Source organism: Bradyrhizobium diazoefficiens, from assembly GCF_016612535.1.
Classification (GTDB): domain Bacteria; phylum Pseudomonadota; class Alphaproteobacteria; order Rhizobiales; family Xanthobacteraceae; genus Bradyrhizobium; species Bradyrhizobium diazoefficiens_C.
Map to the genome: position 1 here is coordinate 611434 of NZ_JAENXS010000002.1, position 16658 is coordinate 628091.

The 16658-nt window shown below is 64.0% G+C and carries 13 protein-coding genes and 1 pseudogene; 3 read left to right on the forward strand and 11 right to left on the reverse strand.

Annotated elements, in window-relative coordinates; genetic code table 11:
* Positions 1 to 124: 124 nt before the first annotated feature.
* Together JJE66_RS19655 and JJE66_RS19660 are read left to right on the forward strand one after the other, a co-directional pair.
* A pseudogene (locus tag JJE66_RS19655) lies at positions 125 to 421 on the forward strand (class I SAM-dependent methyltransferase); the annotation flags it as partial.
* 98 nt (positions 422 to 519) lie between these two features.
* The gene (locus tag JJE66_RS19660; protein WP_200516105.1) at positions 520 to 1554 is read left to right on the forward strand and encodes a cysteine synthase A; all 1035 of its coding nucleotides are present in this window, start codon (positions 520 to 522) and stop codon (positions 1552 to 1554) included.
* Between the two features lie 7 nt (positions 1555 to 1561).
* Here the strand turns inward: JJE66_RS19660 and JJE66_RS19665 are convergent, their stop codons facing one another.
* The 6 genes from JJE66_RS19665 to JJE66_RS19690 form a co-directional block, all read right to left on the reverse strand.
* A complete protein-coding gene (locus tag JJE66_RS19665; RefSeq protein ID WP_200516107.1) occupies positions 1562 to 2098 on the reverse strand; it encodes a DUF805 domain-containing protein in 537 nt (178 codons plus the stop codon).
* A gap of 109 nt (positions 2099 to 2207) precedes the next feature.
* The gene (locus JJE66_RS19670; protein WP_200516109.1) at positions 2208 to 4448 is read right to left on the reverse strand and encodes a glycosyltransferase family 41 protein; all 2241 of its coding nucleotides are present in this window, start codon (positions 4446 to 4448) and stop codon (positions 2208 to 2210) included.
* Between the two features lie 90 nt (positions 4449 to 4538).
* Positions 4539 to 5279, reverse strand: a complete 741-nt coding sequence (locus tag JJE66_RS19675; RefSeq protein WP_200516111.1) for an amino acid ABC transporter ATP-binding protein — start codon at positions 5277 to 5279, stop codon at positions 4539 to 4541.
* Between the two features lie 11 nt (positions 5280 to 5290).
* Positions 5291 to 6811: an amino acid ABC transporter permease gene (locus JJE66_RS19680; protein ID WP_200516113.1), complete on the reverse strand. Its 1521-nt coding sequence runs from the start codon at positions 6809 to 6811 to the stop codon at positions 5291 to 5293.
* Complete coding sequence (locus tag JJE66_RS19685) at positions 6808 to 8013, reverse strand: amino acid ABC transporter permease (RefSeq protein WP_200516114.1); 1206 nt, start codon at positions 8011 to 8013, stop codon at positions 6808 to 6810. The genes JJE66_RS19680 and JJE66_RS19685 overlap by 4 nt, the downstream gene beginning before the upstream one ends.
* Positions 8014 to 8039: 26 nt before the next feature.
* Complete coding sequence (locus JJE66_RS19690) at positions 8040 to 9056, reverse strand: amino acid ABC transporter substrate-binding protein (RefSeq protein WP_200516116.1); 1017 nt, start codon at positions 9054 to 9056, stop codon at positions 8040 to 8042.
* A 416-nt stretch (positions 9057 to 9472) separates the two neighbouring features.
* Here JJE66_RS19690 and metC point away from each other — a divergent pair, with 416 nt between their 5' ends.
* Positions 9473 to 10657, forward strand: coding sequence for a cystathionine beta-lyase (gene metC / locus JJE66_RS19695; RefSeq protein ID WP_200516118.1), 1185 nt, complete (start codon positions 9473 to 9475; stop codon positions 10655 to 10657).
* A gap of 24 nt (positions 10658 to 10681) precedes the next feature.
* Here metC and JJE66_RS19700 read toward each other — a convergent pair whose 3' ends face one another.
* The 5 genes from JJE66_RS19700 to pbpC form a co-directional block, all read right to left on the reverse strand.
* Positions 10682 to 11020 carry a lipid-A-disaccharide synthase N-terminal domain-containing protein gene (locus JJE66_RS19700; RefSeq protein WP_200516120.1) on the reverse strand — a complete coding sequence of 113 codons (339 nt, stop codon included), beginning with the start codon at positions 11018 to 11020 and terminating at the stop codon, positions 10682 to 10684.
* Positions 11017 to 11751 carry a glycosyltransferase family 2 protein gene (locus tag JJE66_RS19705; protein WP_200516122.1) on the reverse strand — a complete coding sequence of 245 codons (735 nt, stop codon included), beginning with the start codon at positions 11749 to 11751 and terminating at the stop codon, positions 11017 to 11019. The genes JJE66_RS19700 and JJE66_RS19705 overlap by 4 nt, the downstream gene beginning before the upstream one ends.
* Before the next feature lie 77 nt (positions 11752 to 11828).
* Complete coding sequence (locus JJE66_RS19710) at positions 11829 to 12674, reverse strand: phosphatase PAP2 family protein (protein ID WP_200516124.1); 846 nt, start codon at positions 12672 to 12674, stop codon at positions 11829 to 11831.
* A 1-nt stretch (position 12675) separates the two neighbouring features.
* On the reverse strand, positions 12676 to 14418 hold the full coding sequence (locus JJE66_RS19715) for a glycosyltransferase family 39 protein (protein WP_200516126.1): 1743 nt from the start codon (positions 14416 to 14418) through the stop codon (positions 12676 to 12678).
* A 50-nt stretch (positions 14419 to 14468) separates the two neighbouring features.
* On the reverse strand, positions 14469 to 16619 hold the full coding sequence (pbpC, locus tag JJE66_RS19720) for a penicillin-binding protein 1C (protein WP_246756467.1): 2151 nt from the start codon (positions 16617 to 16619) through the stop codon (positions 14469 to 14471).
* Positions 16620 to 16658 lie beyond the last annotated feature (39 nt).

The following is a 16658-nucleotide window of genomic DNA, read 5'->3' on the forward strand; positions in this document are numbered from 1 at the left end:
GCACTGTAGCTCGTCCAACACGAGGCGGGACGCTTACACACATGCGCATCGCGGTCATCGGAACGAGCATCGCCGGCAGCACGGGTGCAGCACCGGTTCAACCGCAATACCCCGCGCCGGGCTCTTCCAGGGCTATCGACGCGAGGTCGCCTTCGTCCAGCATTACATCTTTCCCGGCGGCATGGCTGCCCTCGCCGGCTGTGCTGAAGTCGCTTGGCGACCGGTTTGGTGTTCCTGTCATCCGCGAGCGCATCTTCGGGCAAGATTATGCCAAGACGCTTGCCACCTGGCGAAATAATTTCCGCGCGGCTTTGACGACCGCTTCCGGCGGCTGGGGGAGTACTATCTCGCTTACTGCGAGGCGGGATTCCTCTCTGGAAATATCGACGTCCGGCAGGTCATCTTCGCAAAGCAGCAATAAGAACTTGCACAGGCGGCTTGCCAAGGGGTCGCTTGTAAGGCTGGCGACCCTACTTTAGGGTCGCGTCCATCCTATGCACCAGCCGGTAATTGCCTGACATGACCATCAAAAACGACGTTGTCGAAGCCATCGGCAACACCCCGCTCATCAAACTCAAGCGTGCGTCCGAACTGACCGGCTGCACCATTCTCGGCAAGGCCGAGTTCATGAATCCCGGCCAGTCGGTCAAGGACCGCGCCGGCAAATGGATGATCCTGGAAGCCGAGAAGCGCGGCGAGCTGAAGCCGGGCGGTCTCGTGGTGGAAGCGACCGCTGGCAATACGGGCATCGGGCTGGCGGTCGTGGCGAGCGCGCGCGGCTACCGCACGCTGATCGTGATCCCGGAGACGCAGAGCCAGGAGAAGAAGGACTTTCTGAAGCTGTGTGGCGCCGAGCTGCTGGAATCACAGGCCCTGCCCTACTCCAATCCGAACAACTACCAGCATGTCGGCCGCCGCCTTGCCGACGAGCTGCGCAAGACCGAGCCGAATGGCGTGCTGTTCGCCGACCAGTGGAACAATCTCGACAACGCCAAGGCGCATTACGACTCGACCGGCCCCGAGATCTGGGAGCAGACCGGCGGCAAGGTCGACGGCTTCGTCTGCTCGGTCGGCAGCGGTGGCACGCTGGCCGGCACCAGCCGCTATCTGAAAGAGAAGAACAAGAACATCCGGATCGCCTGCGCGGACCCGCACGGCGCCGGCATGTATGAATACTTCAGGACCGGCGATCCCAAGGCGACGCCGGGCGGCTCGATCACGGAAGGTATCGGCCTCAACCGCGCGACCGCGATCGTCGAGAGCGCGAAGGTTGACGACGCCTATCTCATTCCCGATGCCGAAGCTGTTACGGTAATCTACGAGCTGCTCCAGCACGAAGGCCTGTGCCTCGGCGGCTCTACCGGCATCAACATTGTCGGCGCGATGCGGCTCGCAAAGCAGCTCGGGCCGGGCAAGACCATCGTCACCGTGCTCTGCGATTCCGGCAGCCGCTACCAGTCGAAGCTGTTCAACGCCGACTTCATGCGCGCCAAGAACCTGCCGGTGCCGGAATGGCTGGAGAAGCGCAGCAACATCAAATTGCCGTTCGTCTAGCCCAGGATCAGCTCCAGGTCGGACGCGCCGAGCCCTGCGACACGCGCGCAAGGCGCTGGTTCGACGTCGAAGGATTTTTCACCGTGCGCGCACGCGGCTCGAAGGGGTTCGTGTAGGATTCCTCGCTGTCTCCGCTCGGCCAGAACATGAGTGCCAGCATCAGGGCGAGATTGACCAGCCCGCCGACCATCGTGGCCTGATGCTCCTCGCCGATCGTCCAGGCCGGAAACCGGCCCGCCACCAAATGATCGACGATCATGAGCGCGATCCAGCCCGGAATCACGCAGACCGGATCCCAGCCGATGTCGCGGATGCGCATCGATTGCAGCGTGAAGGTCGCAAGTCCAAAAAAGATCATCGCGGCGATGATGGCCCAGTTTCCGGTGATGTCTTCCGGCCGGATCATGCTCGGCGACGTCGTCCGTAGCACGGCCATCGCGATCGCAAAGCAGATCGCGGTCATCACGATCGCCAGCGCGACCGAGGCCAGGAAGAAATGCAATCGCCCGAGGCGGGCATTGAGGCCAAACACGAAACCGAGCATTTAACGCACCCCTTTTGCGTCACATGCGCAGAAAGAGCTTTCAGACGCGTGAAGCGGTGGGGCTCGCAGAAGACATAGTTTCCTGCCGGCGACGGAATTGCGTAGAATTTTACGCTTCGGGGCCCTCGCCGTGCGAAGCCGAGGCACAATAGTCGCGCCAGAACTGGCGGTAGCCTGCGCTGACCCTGGCCGCGTAAATTTCGACATTGCCGGCGGGCGAGGCCACGATCCGAGCCGGCAAGTCCGCGCGCAACTCCGCCAGATGAGCCGGCGCCGCCGCGTATTTGCAGGCGATCGCGGCGTAGCCATCGTCATCCTCGGCCACCCAGTCATCGAGGCCGACGGCCGCCACGATAGAGCCGCCGGCGCGCGACGAGGACGCGTTGCCGAGCTTGGCGACGACGGGAACGCCCGCGTAAAGCGATTCCCAGGTGCTGATACCGCCATTCTGCGGGAACGGATCGAGCGAAATGTCGACCTGCGCGAAGGCCGCCAGATGCTCGTGGCGCGGGGTCGAGCCCAGGCACGTTATATTGCCCTCGGAAACACCATGCGCGACGAACCGGGCGATCAGGCGCTCGCGCACCAGGGAATCGTCGAGCAGCGTATGCTTCAGGATGATCCTCGATCCCGTCACCTCGCGCATCACGTTCGACCACACGCGGATGGCGTCGTCCGAGATCTTGTTGATGCGGTTGAACACACCGAAGGTCACGTAGCCATTCCGGAGCATCGGGAGCTCTGAAGGCGGCACATCCAGGATGGGATCGATCGTGTTCAGACACGGCAGATCATAGACTTTTTCGGCGAGCAGATGCCGCGCCGATTCCGGAATGAAGATCGGATCCGCAAACACGTAATCCATGGTCTGAAGGCCCGTGCCGGACGCATGTCCGAAGCCTGAGACCTGGATGGGGGCCGGCTTGCGTGCGAAGACGGAGAGCCTGTTGCCGGTGGTATGCCCGGACACGTCGATCAGGACATCGACCTTGTCCGCCTGGATACGATCGGCCAGCTCGTCGTCCGAAAGCCGCCAGGCATCGACCCAGACGTCCGCCAATTGCTTGAATCTGGCGGTCACCTCATCCTGTGTCGGCGAGCACGAATAGCAGACGATTTCGAATTGGGCGCGATCATGATGGCGCAGCAGAGGTAACAGGGCGAACGCCGCGGAGTGATACCAGAACTCGGCAGAGACATAACCGACCACGATCCGCCTGTCGGGATCGAGCGGCCCGGGTGAGAGCTTCCTCTGTGGCAATTTGGCGCCGATCGCATCCCACCAATGCTTTCGTGCGGCCTGCTGGACTGTGAAATCGGCGTCGGCGAGAAAGTCCAGAAAGAAGATCTTTCGCCCGATCAAGTCCGCATCCGGCGCAATTGCCAGCGCAGCGTCGAGCAGTTCGATCGCGGAAGCGATCTCTCCCTGGTTGGCAAAACAGGCGCTCAACAGCGCCATCGCGATCGCGGAGCGCGGATTTTCCTCGAGCAAGGTGGTGCAGGCCAGGATCGCCTGCGCGGTATTCCCCAGACTGAGCGAGACCTGCGCCTTGCCCTGCAAGGCCACCTCGAGCCTTGGCGAGAGCGCTAGCGCTGCATCGAAATCCGCCGCCGCTTCTTTCGACCGCGACAGCTCAAAGTTGAGCCGTCCGCGGTGCGCCAGGATCTTCGCCGAACCGGGCCTGATCGTGAGCGCCGCTTCGAGTGCGGCTTTCGCCGCGTCGTAGCTCTTGAGCTCGATACCGACTAGACCTTTGCCTACGAGCGATTCCACGTGCCGCGGCTGAAACAAGAGAGCCCGCTCGAAGCTTTGCCTGGCGCGGTCAAATTGGCGCAGCGCCAGCTCCGCCAGACCACGATTGCTGAGCGCATCGACGTAGTCGGGCTTCAGCCTGATCGCGCGATCGTACATTTCGATGGCCGGCTCGACGAGGCTCAGGTGCAGCAGCGCGTTGCCGAGATTGGCCAGGGCCATCGGGAAGTTCGGCTTCAGAGCGATGGCCTTTTCCAGGCAAGTGCGCGCGTCCTCATATTGTCCAAGTGCGAAATGCGTAGCTCCCAAATCGGAAAAGGCCTGTGCCGAGCGCGGGTCAACGGTCACGGCGTGCTTGAATGCCTGTCTTGCTTCCTCGAAGCGCTGGCCCGCGAACGCGCACAGTCCAAGCAGATGCAAGGCGCTGAAATGCTCCGGCAGCTCATTCAGGATCTGGCGGCAGAGCGCTTCGGTCTCCGCATAGCGGCCCTGGCCATGGGCCGCGTTCGCGGCCGAGATGATGGCCTCCGCCTGCTTCTTGAACTTCTTCTGCAATCGCGCGTTCTGGAATGCGCGCGCGCCGGCGCTGCTCTGCAAGGTCGCTCTCCGAAGGATGGCCGTCGAAGAGTCTACCTGATTCGCAATGCCGCCCGGTCCACCGGCGGCGCCTCCGGGATGTCCCGGAGATCAGCGCAGGATCTGGCTCAGGAACAGCTTTGAGCGGGCATGCTGCGGGTTGGCGAAGAATTCATTCGGCGTGTTGGCCTCGATGATCTGGCCGGCGTCCATGAAGACGACGCGGTTGGCCACTTCCTTCGCAAAGCCCATCTCGTGGGTGACGACAAGCATGGTCATGCCCTCTTTCGCCAAGTCGACCATGGTGTCGAGGACCTCCTTGACCATTTCAGGGTCGAGCGCCGATGTCGGCTCGTCGAACAGCATCACCTTCGGGTTCATGGTCAGCGCGCGCGCAATGGCGACGCGCTGCTGCTGGCCGCCGGACATTTGCCCCGGAAACTTGTTAGCCTGGTGCGGGATCTTGACCCGCTCCAGGAATTTCATGGCGGCCGCTTCGGCATCCTTTTTCGGGATGTTGCGCACCCAGATCGGCGCCAGCGTGCAATTGTCCAGCACCGTCAGATGCGGGAATAAGTTAAAACTCTGGAACACCATGCCGACTTCGCGGCGCACCGCATCGACATGCTTGAGATTGGGCCCGAGCTCGATACCGTCGACGACGATCTCCCCCTCCTGGAACTCCTCGAGCGCATTGATGCAGCGGATCAAGGTCGACTTGCCCGAGCCCGAAGGGCCGCAGATCACGATGCGCTCGCCCTTCTCGACCTCGAGGTCGATGTCGCGCAGCACGTGAAACTCGCCGTACCATTTGTTCAGGCCGGAAATGTTGACGATGGGTTCAGCGGACATGGCGGCCTCGATCAGTTGCGGCGGTGGGCGTTGAGGCGGCGCTCGACGAAGAGCGAGTAGCGCGACATTCCAAAGCAGAAGATGAAGTAGATGATCCCGGCGAAAGCAAAGCCGGTGAACAGGGTCGACGGCGTCGACCATTTCGGATCCGAAAAAGACGCCCGCAGCGAGCCCAGGAGATCGAACAGCGCCACGATCGAAACCAGCGTGGTATCCTTGAACAGCGAGATGAAGCTGTTGACGAGATTCGGAATGACGTGGCGCAGCGCCTGCGGCAGCACGATCAGCGAGGTCGTCTTCCACCACGACAGCCCCAGGGCGGCTGCGGCCTCACCCTGCCCGCGCGGGATCGCCGCAAGGCCGCCGCGAATGTTTTCGGCCTGATATGCGCCCGTGAACAGCGCTATGCTGATCAAGGCGCGCACGAGGCCATCGATGGTGAAGTTACCTGGCAGGAACAGCGGCAGCATGTAGGTGCCGAAGAACAGCACGGTGATCAGCGGCACGCCGCGCCAGAACTCGATGAAGGCGATCGAGAAGATTCGGATCAGGGGAATCGAGGCGCGGCGGCCGAGTGCCAGCGCGATGCCGATCGGCAGCGAGGTGACGATGCCGGTGACGGAGACCACCAGCGTCACCAGCAGGCCGCCCCACAAATTCGTGGCGACGATCGGTAAACCGCCGTGGTCGAGCCCCATCAGTTTGATGACGATGGCAATGGCGACGAAGGTGGCAATGCTTGATGCGAGCGCGCGCCCCCCGCCGCGCAGGCCGCCGCCGAGGACGAAAGCGATCAGCGAGACGAACGCGGTGGTGATGGCAAAATCAACCCAGACCGACTGGCCCGTCCCCTGGATCTGGTCGCGCAGCCAGATCAATGGGAAGATCAGCCAATGGATCCCTGTGCCGATCAGCACGATAAGATTGCCGGCAACCCAGAGCAGCGGCGCGATCGCCGATGTCTTGCTCAGGCTGAGCAGGCCCCGTCCGGCGCTGACGATGCTGTCGTCGAACAATTCCAGCAGGCCGGCCGTCCAGCTCAGGCCGAAACCGGTGACGCCGCCGCCATGCAGCAGGAAGAACGCCACGACCGGAAACGCGAAGAAGAACAAGCTGGCGTTGAGCCCTTTGGCCGGCAGGCGGGGAATGAGCAGTGGCAGCAGCAGGGCCGCCGCCAGGATCAGTGCGAGATTGACCCGCCAGCGCTCCGCCTCGGGATAGAAGCCGTAGATCAGCTGCGGCAGCTTGGCCTGGATGTAGGGCCAGCAGGCGCCGACCGCGAATCCGGCGTTCTCGGCCAGGCAGGCCGTCCGGTCCTGGCCGCTCCAGACCGCATCGACGATCAGGAATTTGACCGACGGAATGACGGTGAACCAGAGCAGCAAGGCGCTGACGATCGTGAGCAGAATATTGGTCGGCGAATTGAGCAGGCGGGTGCGCAGCAGGCCGACAATACCGGTGGTCTTGACCGGCGCCGGACGCTCGGCGACCAGGTCCTGCCGCACGAAGGATGACGCAGTGATGTCGGTCATGCGCCGAGGCTCCGGTTGAGGCGCCAGCCGTAAACGCTCATCACAAAGCTGGTGAAGAGCGAGATCAGAAGATAGACGCCCATCGTCATGGCGATGATCTCGATCGCCTGCCCGGTCTGGCTCAGCGCCGTGCCGGCCCAAACCGAAACGAGATCCGGATAGCCGATCGCGACCGCGAGCGAGGAATTCTTGGTGAGGTTGAGGTACTGATTGGTCAGCGGCGGCACGATCACGCGCATCGCTTGCGGCACCACGATCAGCCGCAGCGTGGTGCCGCGGCTCAGGCCCAGTGAAGCTCCGGCCTCCATCTGTCCCTGGTGGACGGACAGGATGCCGGCGCGCACGATTTCCGCGATGAATGACGCGGTATAGGTCGACAGCGCCAGCGTCAGCGCCACGAATTCCGGGATGATGCGCGCGCCACCGGCGAAATTGAAACCCTTGAGCTGCGGAAGCTCGACCGTGAAGGGCAGACCGAACACCAGCATCGTGACGAGCGGCAGCCCGAACAGCAAGGCAAGCACGTAGGGCCAGATGCGGATCACCCGGCCGGTCTGGAACAGGGCGCGTCGTGAGTAGGAGCGCAATCCCAGCGAGGCAACGACGCCGAAGGCAATCATGGCCATGAACGGCATCAATCCGGGCTGACCGATCGGACTGGGAATGACCAGGCCACGATTGCTGATGAAGGCTAACCCGAAAAGCGAGATGCTCTGCCGCGGATTGGGCAGCGCCGCCAGCACCGCCAGGTACCAGAACAGGATCTGGAACAGGAGCGGCAGGTTGCGAATGATCTCGACATAGATCTCGCCGACGCGCGACACCAGCCAGTTCGGCGACAGCCGGCACAGCGCGATGATGAAGCCGATCAATGTGGCGAACACGATGCCCACCACAGAGACCACGACCGTGTTCAGCAGTCCGACCACGAACACCCGCAGGAACGTGTCGGAGCCGGTGTAGGAGATCAGCGTCTGGTTGACGTCGAAGCCGGCGTTATTCCTGAGGAAGCCGAAGCCGGCGGCAATGTGCTGGTTTTCGAGGTTGGCGCGAGCGTTGGAGATGATCTCGTAGGCAATCCAGCCCAGCACCGCCGCGAAGGCAAGCTGGACGGCGACGCCGTTCCAGCCTGCCTTGCCACCCAGGACGCGCCTGATCTTCAGCGCGATCTGGAGCGGCGGTTTACGAGCTTCGGTGCTCATTGCCCTGCCCCGGCCGATCGGCGGGATCAGCGGATCGGCGGCGCGTACTGAAGACCACCCTTATTCCAGAGATTGTTGAGACCACGGTTGATCTTGAGCGGCGAGCCGGCGCCGACATTGCGCTCGAACACCTCGCCGTAATTGCCGACGGCCTTCACGATCCGGATCACCCAATCGTTGGTGACGCCGAGCTGTTCGCCGAAATTGCCGTCAGAGCCGAGGACGCGCTTCAGCTCCGGATTCTCCATCTTGGCCTTCTCGTCGACGTTCTTCGAGGTGATGCCGAGCTCTTCGGCAGTGACCATGGCAAACAACGTCCATTTCACGAGGTCGAACCACTGGTCGTCGCCGTGTCGCACCATCGGTCCGAGCGGCTCCTTCGAGATGATCTCAGGAAGAATCATGTGATCATTGGGGTTGGTAAGAGTGAGGCGGTTGGCGTAAAGGCCGGACTGGTCAGTAGTGAACACGTCGCAACGTCCGGCTTCATAAGCCTTAACCGTCTCAGGGTTGGTGCCGAACGCGATCACCTCATACTTCATGTTGTTGGCCTTGAAGTAGTCGGCGAGATTCTGCTCGGTGGTGGTGCCGGTTTGCACGCAGACCGAGGCGCTGTTGAGCTCGAGCGCGGAATTCACCTTGAGCGACTTCTTCACCATGAAGCCCTGCCCGTCATAGTAAGTCACGCCGGTGAAGTTGGCGCCGAGCGCGGTATCGCGCGAGAGGGTCCATGTGGTGTTGCGCGAGAGCACATCGATCTCGCCGGATTGCAGCGCGGTGAAGCGGTCCTTGGCCGAGGTCGGCACGAACTTCACCTTGGTCGGATCGTTGAAGATGGCAGCCGCGATGGCGCGGCAGACGTCGACGTCGAGCCCGGTCCAGTTGCCCTTGTCGTCAGGGTTCGAGAAGCCGGGCAGGCCCTGGCTGACGCCGCAGGACAGCATGCCCCGGTCCTTGACGGTCTTGAGCGTTTGCGCGTCGGCGGCCTGGGCAGAGAGGCCGGCGGCGAGAGCAAGAGTGAGAGCCAGGGTTACGCGTTTCATGGGCTTTGGGCCTTTCAAAGTCGTCTGAAGGTCAGGAACATTGTCTCAGGATCGTCTCTTGCCGGGGCAAATCCTACTAAAAACTGCCTTGCAAGAGTCATGCTGGAAACAGTCATGCTGGAAACCTTGCCGAACACCCGCCGACGCCTTGAGGCCATACCTTAATCCCCGCCGCGGGCGCCTGCCGTGCCTTTATGGCTATGGCGCAAGGTCCGGTCAGACGATGGATCGAAGGTCGCAGCAGGCCCCTCAACATGCGGCGACTGAATAGCACCTGCGCATCACAGAACGACTGGCGAGCCGGGTCAAGGGGTTGACGGGACTCTTCTGTGTTCTGTTATTAACGTTCGCGGCCTTTCGGCCGTCCCGACGGCGCCATCCGCGCCCGGCAGAAACGCGCTTTTGAAAGCAGACGCATGGATTCCCCGCACCCCGCACAGCAGCACGCCGAAACCCGGCTGGTCACCTCCGGCCGCGATACCAAGGCGCAGAAGGGGTTCGTCAATCCGCCGGTGTTCCACGGCTCGACCGTGCTCTATCCGACCGCCGAGGACCTGCATGCCCATCGCGGCGAGTTCACGTATGGCCGCCACGGCACCCCGACGACCCGGGCGTTCCAGGACACGCTGATGGCGCTGGAGGGGCCGCAATGCGCCGGCGTCGGCATCGTGCCGTCGGGGCTGTCGGCGATCTCGACCACCCTGCTCGCGGTGCTGAAGACCGGCGACCACATCCTGGTTTGCGACAACGTCTACCGGCCCTCGCGCAATTTCTGCAACGGCATGCTCGCGCGCCTCGGCATCGAGACCACCTATTTCGATCCGCTGATCGGCGACGGCATCGACAAGCTGTTCGAGCCCAACACCCGTGCGGTGCTGATCGAAGCGCCCGGCTCGCAATCATTCGAGATGCCCGACATCCGCGCCATCGCGGAGGTCGCGCATGCGCACGACGCGCTCGTCATCGACGACAACACCTGGGCGACGCCGCTCTATCACCGCTCGCTCGAGCAGGGCGTCGACATCAGCATGCAGGCCGCCACCAAATATATCGGCGGCCATTCCGACATCATGTTCGGCACGATCTCAGCCAACGCCAAGGCCTGGCCGCAGATTGTCGAGGGCATCCGCCTGCTCGGCGTCTGCGCCGGCCCAGACGACGTCTTCCTCGCGTTGCGCGGCCTGCGCACGCTGTCGGTGCGGCTCGCGCAGCATCATCGCTCCGGCCTCGACATGGCGCGCTGGCTGGCTAGCCGGCCTGAGGTCGCGCGCGTCCTGCATCCGGGGCTCGAGACCGATCCAGGCCATGCGATCTGGAAGCGCGACTTCACCGGCGCCTCGGGCCTGTTCAGCATCGTGCTGAAGCCGGCGCCGCAGAAAGCGGTCGACACCATGCTCAACACGCTCAAACTGTTCGGCATGGGCTTCTCCTGGGGCGGCTTCGAGAGCCTCGCAATTCCCTTCGATTGCAAAGATTATCGCACGGCGACGAAGTGGGCGCCCGGCGGGCCGACGCTGCGTCTGCATATCGGGCTGGAGAGCACCGACGATCTCAAGGCCGATCTCGATCGCGGCTTTGCGGCCCTGAAAGCGGCAATGTGAGCTTCGGATAGGGCAGCGCCGGAATCAGCGATTGAGCGTCTTCGAGGCGCTGCCGCGGTTCTTGATGATCAGCATGATGTTGCGGACATAAATGATCGTCGCCAGCGCCTGTCCGAGGATGATGACGGGCTCGCGCTTGACGACGCCATAGACCAGGGTCATCAGGCCGCCGCCCATCGAGCAGAACCAAAACGCCATCGGCACCACGCTGTTGCCGGCGCGCTCGCTCGCGATCCACTGCACCAGGAAGCGCGCGGTGAAAAACAGCTGTGCGACCAGGCCGAAGGCGAGCCAGAAATCGAACTTGGCGACGAAGACGTCGTAGAAATAATTGTGCAACGCCTGACCGAATTGAATGATCATGCCTTTACCTCGGTCACGTCTGGAGTGGGCTTCTTGCGGCGGATCAGCCACCACACGCCGGCGAGATCCATGATCCCGATCCACAGCCGGTCGAAGAAGCCGTAGTTGGACACGCCGGAATGGCGCGGCCGGTCGATCACGTCGACATAGGCGATGTCGAAACCCTCGCGACGAACCAGTGCCGGCAGGAAGCGATGCAGCCCGTCGAAATAGGGCATCATCAGAAAGACCTCGCGCCGGAACGCCTTCAACCCGCAACCGGTGTCGCGCGTGCCGTCGTGCAGGATCGCGTTGCGGACCTTGTTGGCCACCCGCGACTGGAATTTCTTGAAGCCGGTGTCCTTGCGCCCGACGCGTTGCCCGGCGGCAAGCCCGACATCGGCGCCCTTCTCGACCGCCGCGATCAGGTCCGGCAGGAAGGCAGGATTGTTCTGGCCGTCGCCATCGAGCGTCGCCACGATCGTGCCGCGGGCCGCGCGCACGCCGCTGCGCACCGCCGCCGACTGGCCGCCCGATTTGGCATGACGAAGCTGCCGCACATTGTCCCGCTGCGCCATGACCGCCGCGAGCCGCTCGCCGGTCGCATCGGTCGAGCCGTCGTTGACATAGATGATCTCATAAGCCCAGCGGCCATCGAGCGCGGCCGTGATCTCCTCGATCAGGGGCGCAATGTTGTCGGCTTCGTTGCGCACGGGGACGACGATGGAAACCGAAGGCTGGGGCGACGACAAATCGAAAGCTCGTGGTTGGTTTGGCTTGACTTGAGGGATTGGCTCGGGGAACCGTGAGCCCCGGCAGGCAGCCGCTTTTATGGGGCGGATGGGCCACGGGCAACCCTTTTGAGGCGTCCGGGAAGCGGTCCTGGAAGCGGCACGATGGTGCCGTCGGCCCGGATGGCAAAAGCGAGCCGGCGCGCCGCAAACCAGTAGCGGACCGCCATGGCGCCGACCATGCCGATAAGAGCACCGGCCGCGACGTCACTCGGGTGATGCGCCAGCAGCACCAGGCGCGTCAGCAGGATCACGATAGCGTAAGTGTACATGAACACGCGCAGGCGTGGCCAAAGCGCCGAGACCGCAAGAGCCAAAGCGAACGCCGTCACCGCATGCCCCGACGGCAGGCTGGTATAAGCCGCCGAGCCCTCGAACGGGATGAAGTTGAACGGATCGGCCTTGCCGCCGACGAACGGACGCCCGCGGCCGATGAGATATTTCAGGATCTCGGCGACGAACACCGACAGGGCCACAGACAGAAACATGTACTGAAGCCGAGTGCCGAAGCCGAGCAGCAGCGCGCGGCGTGTGCCGTGCAGGCCTGCCGCAACGAGCGCCACGACGACCAGGATTACGCCAAGTACCGAGAGCACATTCTCGTCCTTGCCGAAATCGGTGAGGATGCGGATGGGCCAGAGAGCCGGCGTGCCACGCGCTGGCATCAACTGGATCTCTGTCCGATCGAACGCGACCATCAGCACGATAATCAAAGCAGCGCCCGCAGCGCTGAGCCACAGCGAATGCCGCGCCAGCTTTCGAGCGGCCGCGGCGCGGCGCGAATGCGATGGCGCGCGCACGAGCTGCGCCAGCCCACGTCCCGCGACCACGAACAGCTGCGCGGGGTAGCTCGCGCCCGGCGCGATCGTGGTCGTAACAGGCATCCTATTCGGTGCCTTCCGAGCGGAAGATCGAGATCGAGATCGCGCGTCCCTGCGAGAAGTTATAGCCGTCAATGCGCGTGCCGACCTTGTAGCGCAGCCCGATCGCCTCGGCGCGCTGCACGAAGCTGCGCTCCGAGCGCTGCTCGATCAGCGCAAACCGGCAGCTGCCCTGCCTGAGGAAATCGGCGGCTCCAGACCCGTCGGTCAACAGCGTCTGGGTCCCGGTCAGGAACACGAGGCTCGGCTCGTGATAGCCGGCCGACGCCGCCTTCGGACCGACGCAGGTGACATTGCGCAGCGCGCGCGCGACCTCGATGCTCGGAAACAGCGGCGTCAGCGACGGCAGCACGATGCCATAGACCACGATCGCCAGCATCAGGGCGGCGACCAGCGCGTTGAGCACCGAGCGCTCGGCGCGGTTGTTGTCGTAGAGCCACCAGGCGAACAGGCCGAAGATCAGCGAGGCCGCGATGAACGGCCAGGCCACGAAGGCCGGCTGCCGCGTCAGCATGACCGCGCCGACCACCGCGATGATCGAGGCCGCCGCGGGAATCGCGAACCACCAGGCCGAGCCGCGCGCCAGCCAGGAGCGCGACAGCACATTCCGCTCCAATGCGCCGGCGGTGAGGATCGCGATCGCCGGATAGAGCGGCAGCACGTAATGCGGAAGCTTGGTCAGCACCGCCTCGAACACGATCCAGGACGGGATCAGCCAGGCCAGCAGGAATTGCGCACCGGGCTCGCGCCGCGCCCGCCACACCGCGGGTGCCGCCATCGCCGCGAGCGGCGCGCCCGGCCAGAAGGTGATCCAGAACAGCGCCAAATAGAGCCCGGGCGGCGCACCATGGGATTCCTGGGCGCCGATCTTGCTCAGCATGTCGCCGCCGACGGAATCGGCGAAGAAGGCATCGCCCGCCCGCCAGAAGATCGCGATGAACCAGGGTAGCACCAGCACCAGCATCCACATCAGGCCCCAGACCGGGCGCAACTTCCACATCCAGGAAGAATCGCGGTCCTGGATCGCCAGCGCGACGATGGTGAGGCCTGCGAACATCAGGATCAGCGGGCCCTTGATCAGGATGCCGACGGCAAGCGCGGTCCAGAAGATGGCGGGCCAGCTCCAGGGCGGATGAGTTTCATCCTCCGCACGCTGCCAGGACAGATAGGCCCGCGACATCGCCCCCATCGCGGCGACCACGCAGAACAGCAACATCGCGTCGGTCTTTGCGAGCCGCGCCTCGACGCCGAGCAGCACAGAGGCGGACATCAGGAGCCCGGCAAGGACCGCGGCGCGCCGCGTGACGAAGCCGAGCGCCGTCCAATAGGTCATGAGCACCGCGCCGATCGCACCTAACAGCGATGGCAGCCGATAGACCCAGATCCGCAATTCGGCCTTCGGCAGCCCGAGTGCCGACGCGGCTTCAACAGCAGCCGACTGCAACCAGTAGATGCCGACCGGCTTCTTGTAGCGAACGTCCTCCTGGAAACGGATGTCGACATAATCGCCGCTCTCGACCATCTGCTTGGTGGCCTGTGCAAAGCGCGCCTCGTCGCGATCGACCGGCGGGATGGTGAAGAAGCCGGGCAGGAAAAGCAGCAGCGCGCACAGCACGAGGAAAGCGACCGCACGGGCGTGACTGGCAGTGACAAAGTCGAGCATCAGCACGAGCCGGCTGCCCGGATTCACGGGCGATTTCGGCTCTCGGGGCGCTCCAAAACGAGGCGTTGGATAGGTCTCGACCATTGGTTCCGCTTACGCTGAAACCGCCATCGCCACAACCGCTTAAGGCAGCGTCATTGAATTCGAATGACAACTGTGTCCGCGGCGCCAGTGGCGTCGATCACGGTCAGCCGCGCAAAGCCCGGGCCGGGCGGATCGATCAGGCGCTGGCGCCGTCCGTCGATCTCGCCGAGCGCCGTCCCGTTGACCATGACAGTCATCGGCAGCACCCCGCCGGCGACCTTGACGGGCACGGCGGCGGCCTCAGCTCCACCTGAGCGGTCTACGTCGATCCGGGAGCCGTTGAGCGGGAACTGGATGTGCAGCGCCTGCTCGCCGCCGGTCCGAACCAGTTCCCCCACCGGGCGGAACCGCTTCAACGGCAACGGCAACTTCGCGTTGCTGGCGACCAGGGTTCCCTTCGGCGGCCTCGGCAGCGGAACCAGCGTCTTGCCGGTCCGCGCAAAAGCATCAAAAAGGATGGGGGCTGCAGCGACGCGACCGATCAGACCGGGTACCGGCGCGCCATCGGGCCGGCCGACCCAGACACCAATGGTCATGCGGCCGTCGAACCCGACCGACCACGCATCGCGGTAGCCGTAAGAGGTGCCGGTCTTGAACGCGATGCGGTTATGGGCGGCGTTTTCCGGCGGGGGCGTGCCGAGCAACACGTTGCCGACCTGCCAGGCTGCGACTTGATCCAGAAGCCGCAGCGGCTCACGATCGTCCTTATCCGCCATGACCTCGCGCAGCGGCCTGGTGGTGCCGAGCCGGGCGAAACCCGTATAGAGCTGGACGAGGTCCTGGAGTGTCACGCCGACGCCGCCGAGACCCATGGCGAGCCCCGGCGCCTCGTTCTTGGGCAGAACGAGGTTGCCGCCGGCCTGCCGCAGCCGCGACGCCAGCCGGCTCGAACCGACGCGGTCGAGCAGCACGATCGCGGGCACGTTCAGCGACAGCTGCAGCGCCTTCTTCACCGGCACCGTGCCCTGGAAGGTCATGTCGAAATTTTCCGGCGCGTAGGAGCCAAAGCGAACCGGGCGATCGTCGATCAGGCTGTCGGGATGAACGAAGCCGTCCTCGAAGGCCAGCCCATAGATGAACGGCTTGAGCGTCGATCCCGGCGAGCGGATGGCGCGGGTCATGTCGACCTGCCCTGCCCTGCTCTCGTCGAAATAATCCGCCGAGCCGACGCGCGCGAGCACGTCGCCAGTGTCGTTGTCGACCACAATGATGCCGACCGAAATGTTCGCACCCAACGCAACGGCGCGGTCGCGCGCCAAGGGTTCCAGCACCTTCTGGAGATTGGAATCCAGCGTCAGCTTGATGACCGGCGTATCCTTGATGGTGGACAGCGCGGTGTCGGAGGCGTGCGGCGCCAGGATCGGCATCGGCTTGCGCAGTTTCGGCACGGGCACGGCCTTGGCCTGCTTTGCGTCCTCGGTGCTGACCACATGCTCCTCGACCATGCGGTCGAGCACGCGGTCTCGCGCAATACGCGCGGCTTCGGGATAACGGTCGAGCCGGCGTCTCTCCGGCGATTGCGGCAGCGCGACCAGCAGCGCGGCCTCCGCCAGCGACAGCCGCTTCGGCTCCTTGCCGAGATAGGCGATGGAGGCTGCACGGATGCCTTCCAGATTGCCGCCATAAGGCGCGAGTGCGAGGTAGAGGTTGAGGATCTCGTCCTTGCTGAGCGTCTGCTCCAGCTCGATCGCGCGCACCATCTGGTGCAGTTTTGCGTAGAGCGAGCGCTGCCGCCGCGGCTCCATTAGCCGCGCGAGCTGCATCGAGATGGTCGAACCGCCCGACACGATGTGGCCGCGCGTCGTGAGTTGCAAAGCCGCGCGGCCGAGCGCCAGCGGATCGATGCCGTCATGGTCATAGAAGCGCTGGTCTTCATAGGCGAACAGCAGTTTCAGATAGGTTGGATCGACGTTGGCCTTGGTCTCGACCGGCAGCCGCCAGCGGCCATCGGCCATGGCGTAGGCGCGCAGCAGTTTGCCGTTGCGGTCGACGATCGTGGTCGAGACGCGCCGCGCTTCGTCGAGCGGCACCGGGCCGAGGGAGTAGACCCAGCCGACGAAGCCGACAATGGCGAGGATGAACGCGAACGCGGCGACGGAGAGGACGCGGAAGCCCCCGCCCCTTGCTCCGTCATGGCCGGGCTTGTCCCGGCCATCCACGTTCTTGGCCGCCGCACCAAAGTCCGTGGATGCCCGGGACATCTGCGCGAAGACGCGCTTCGCGCTTTTGCCCGGGCATGA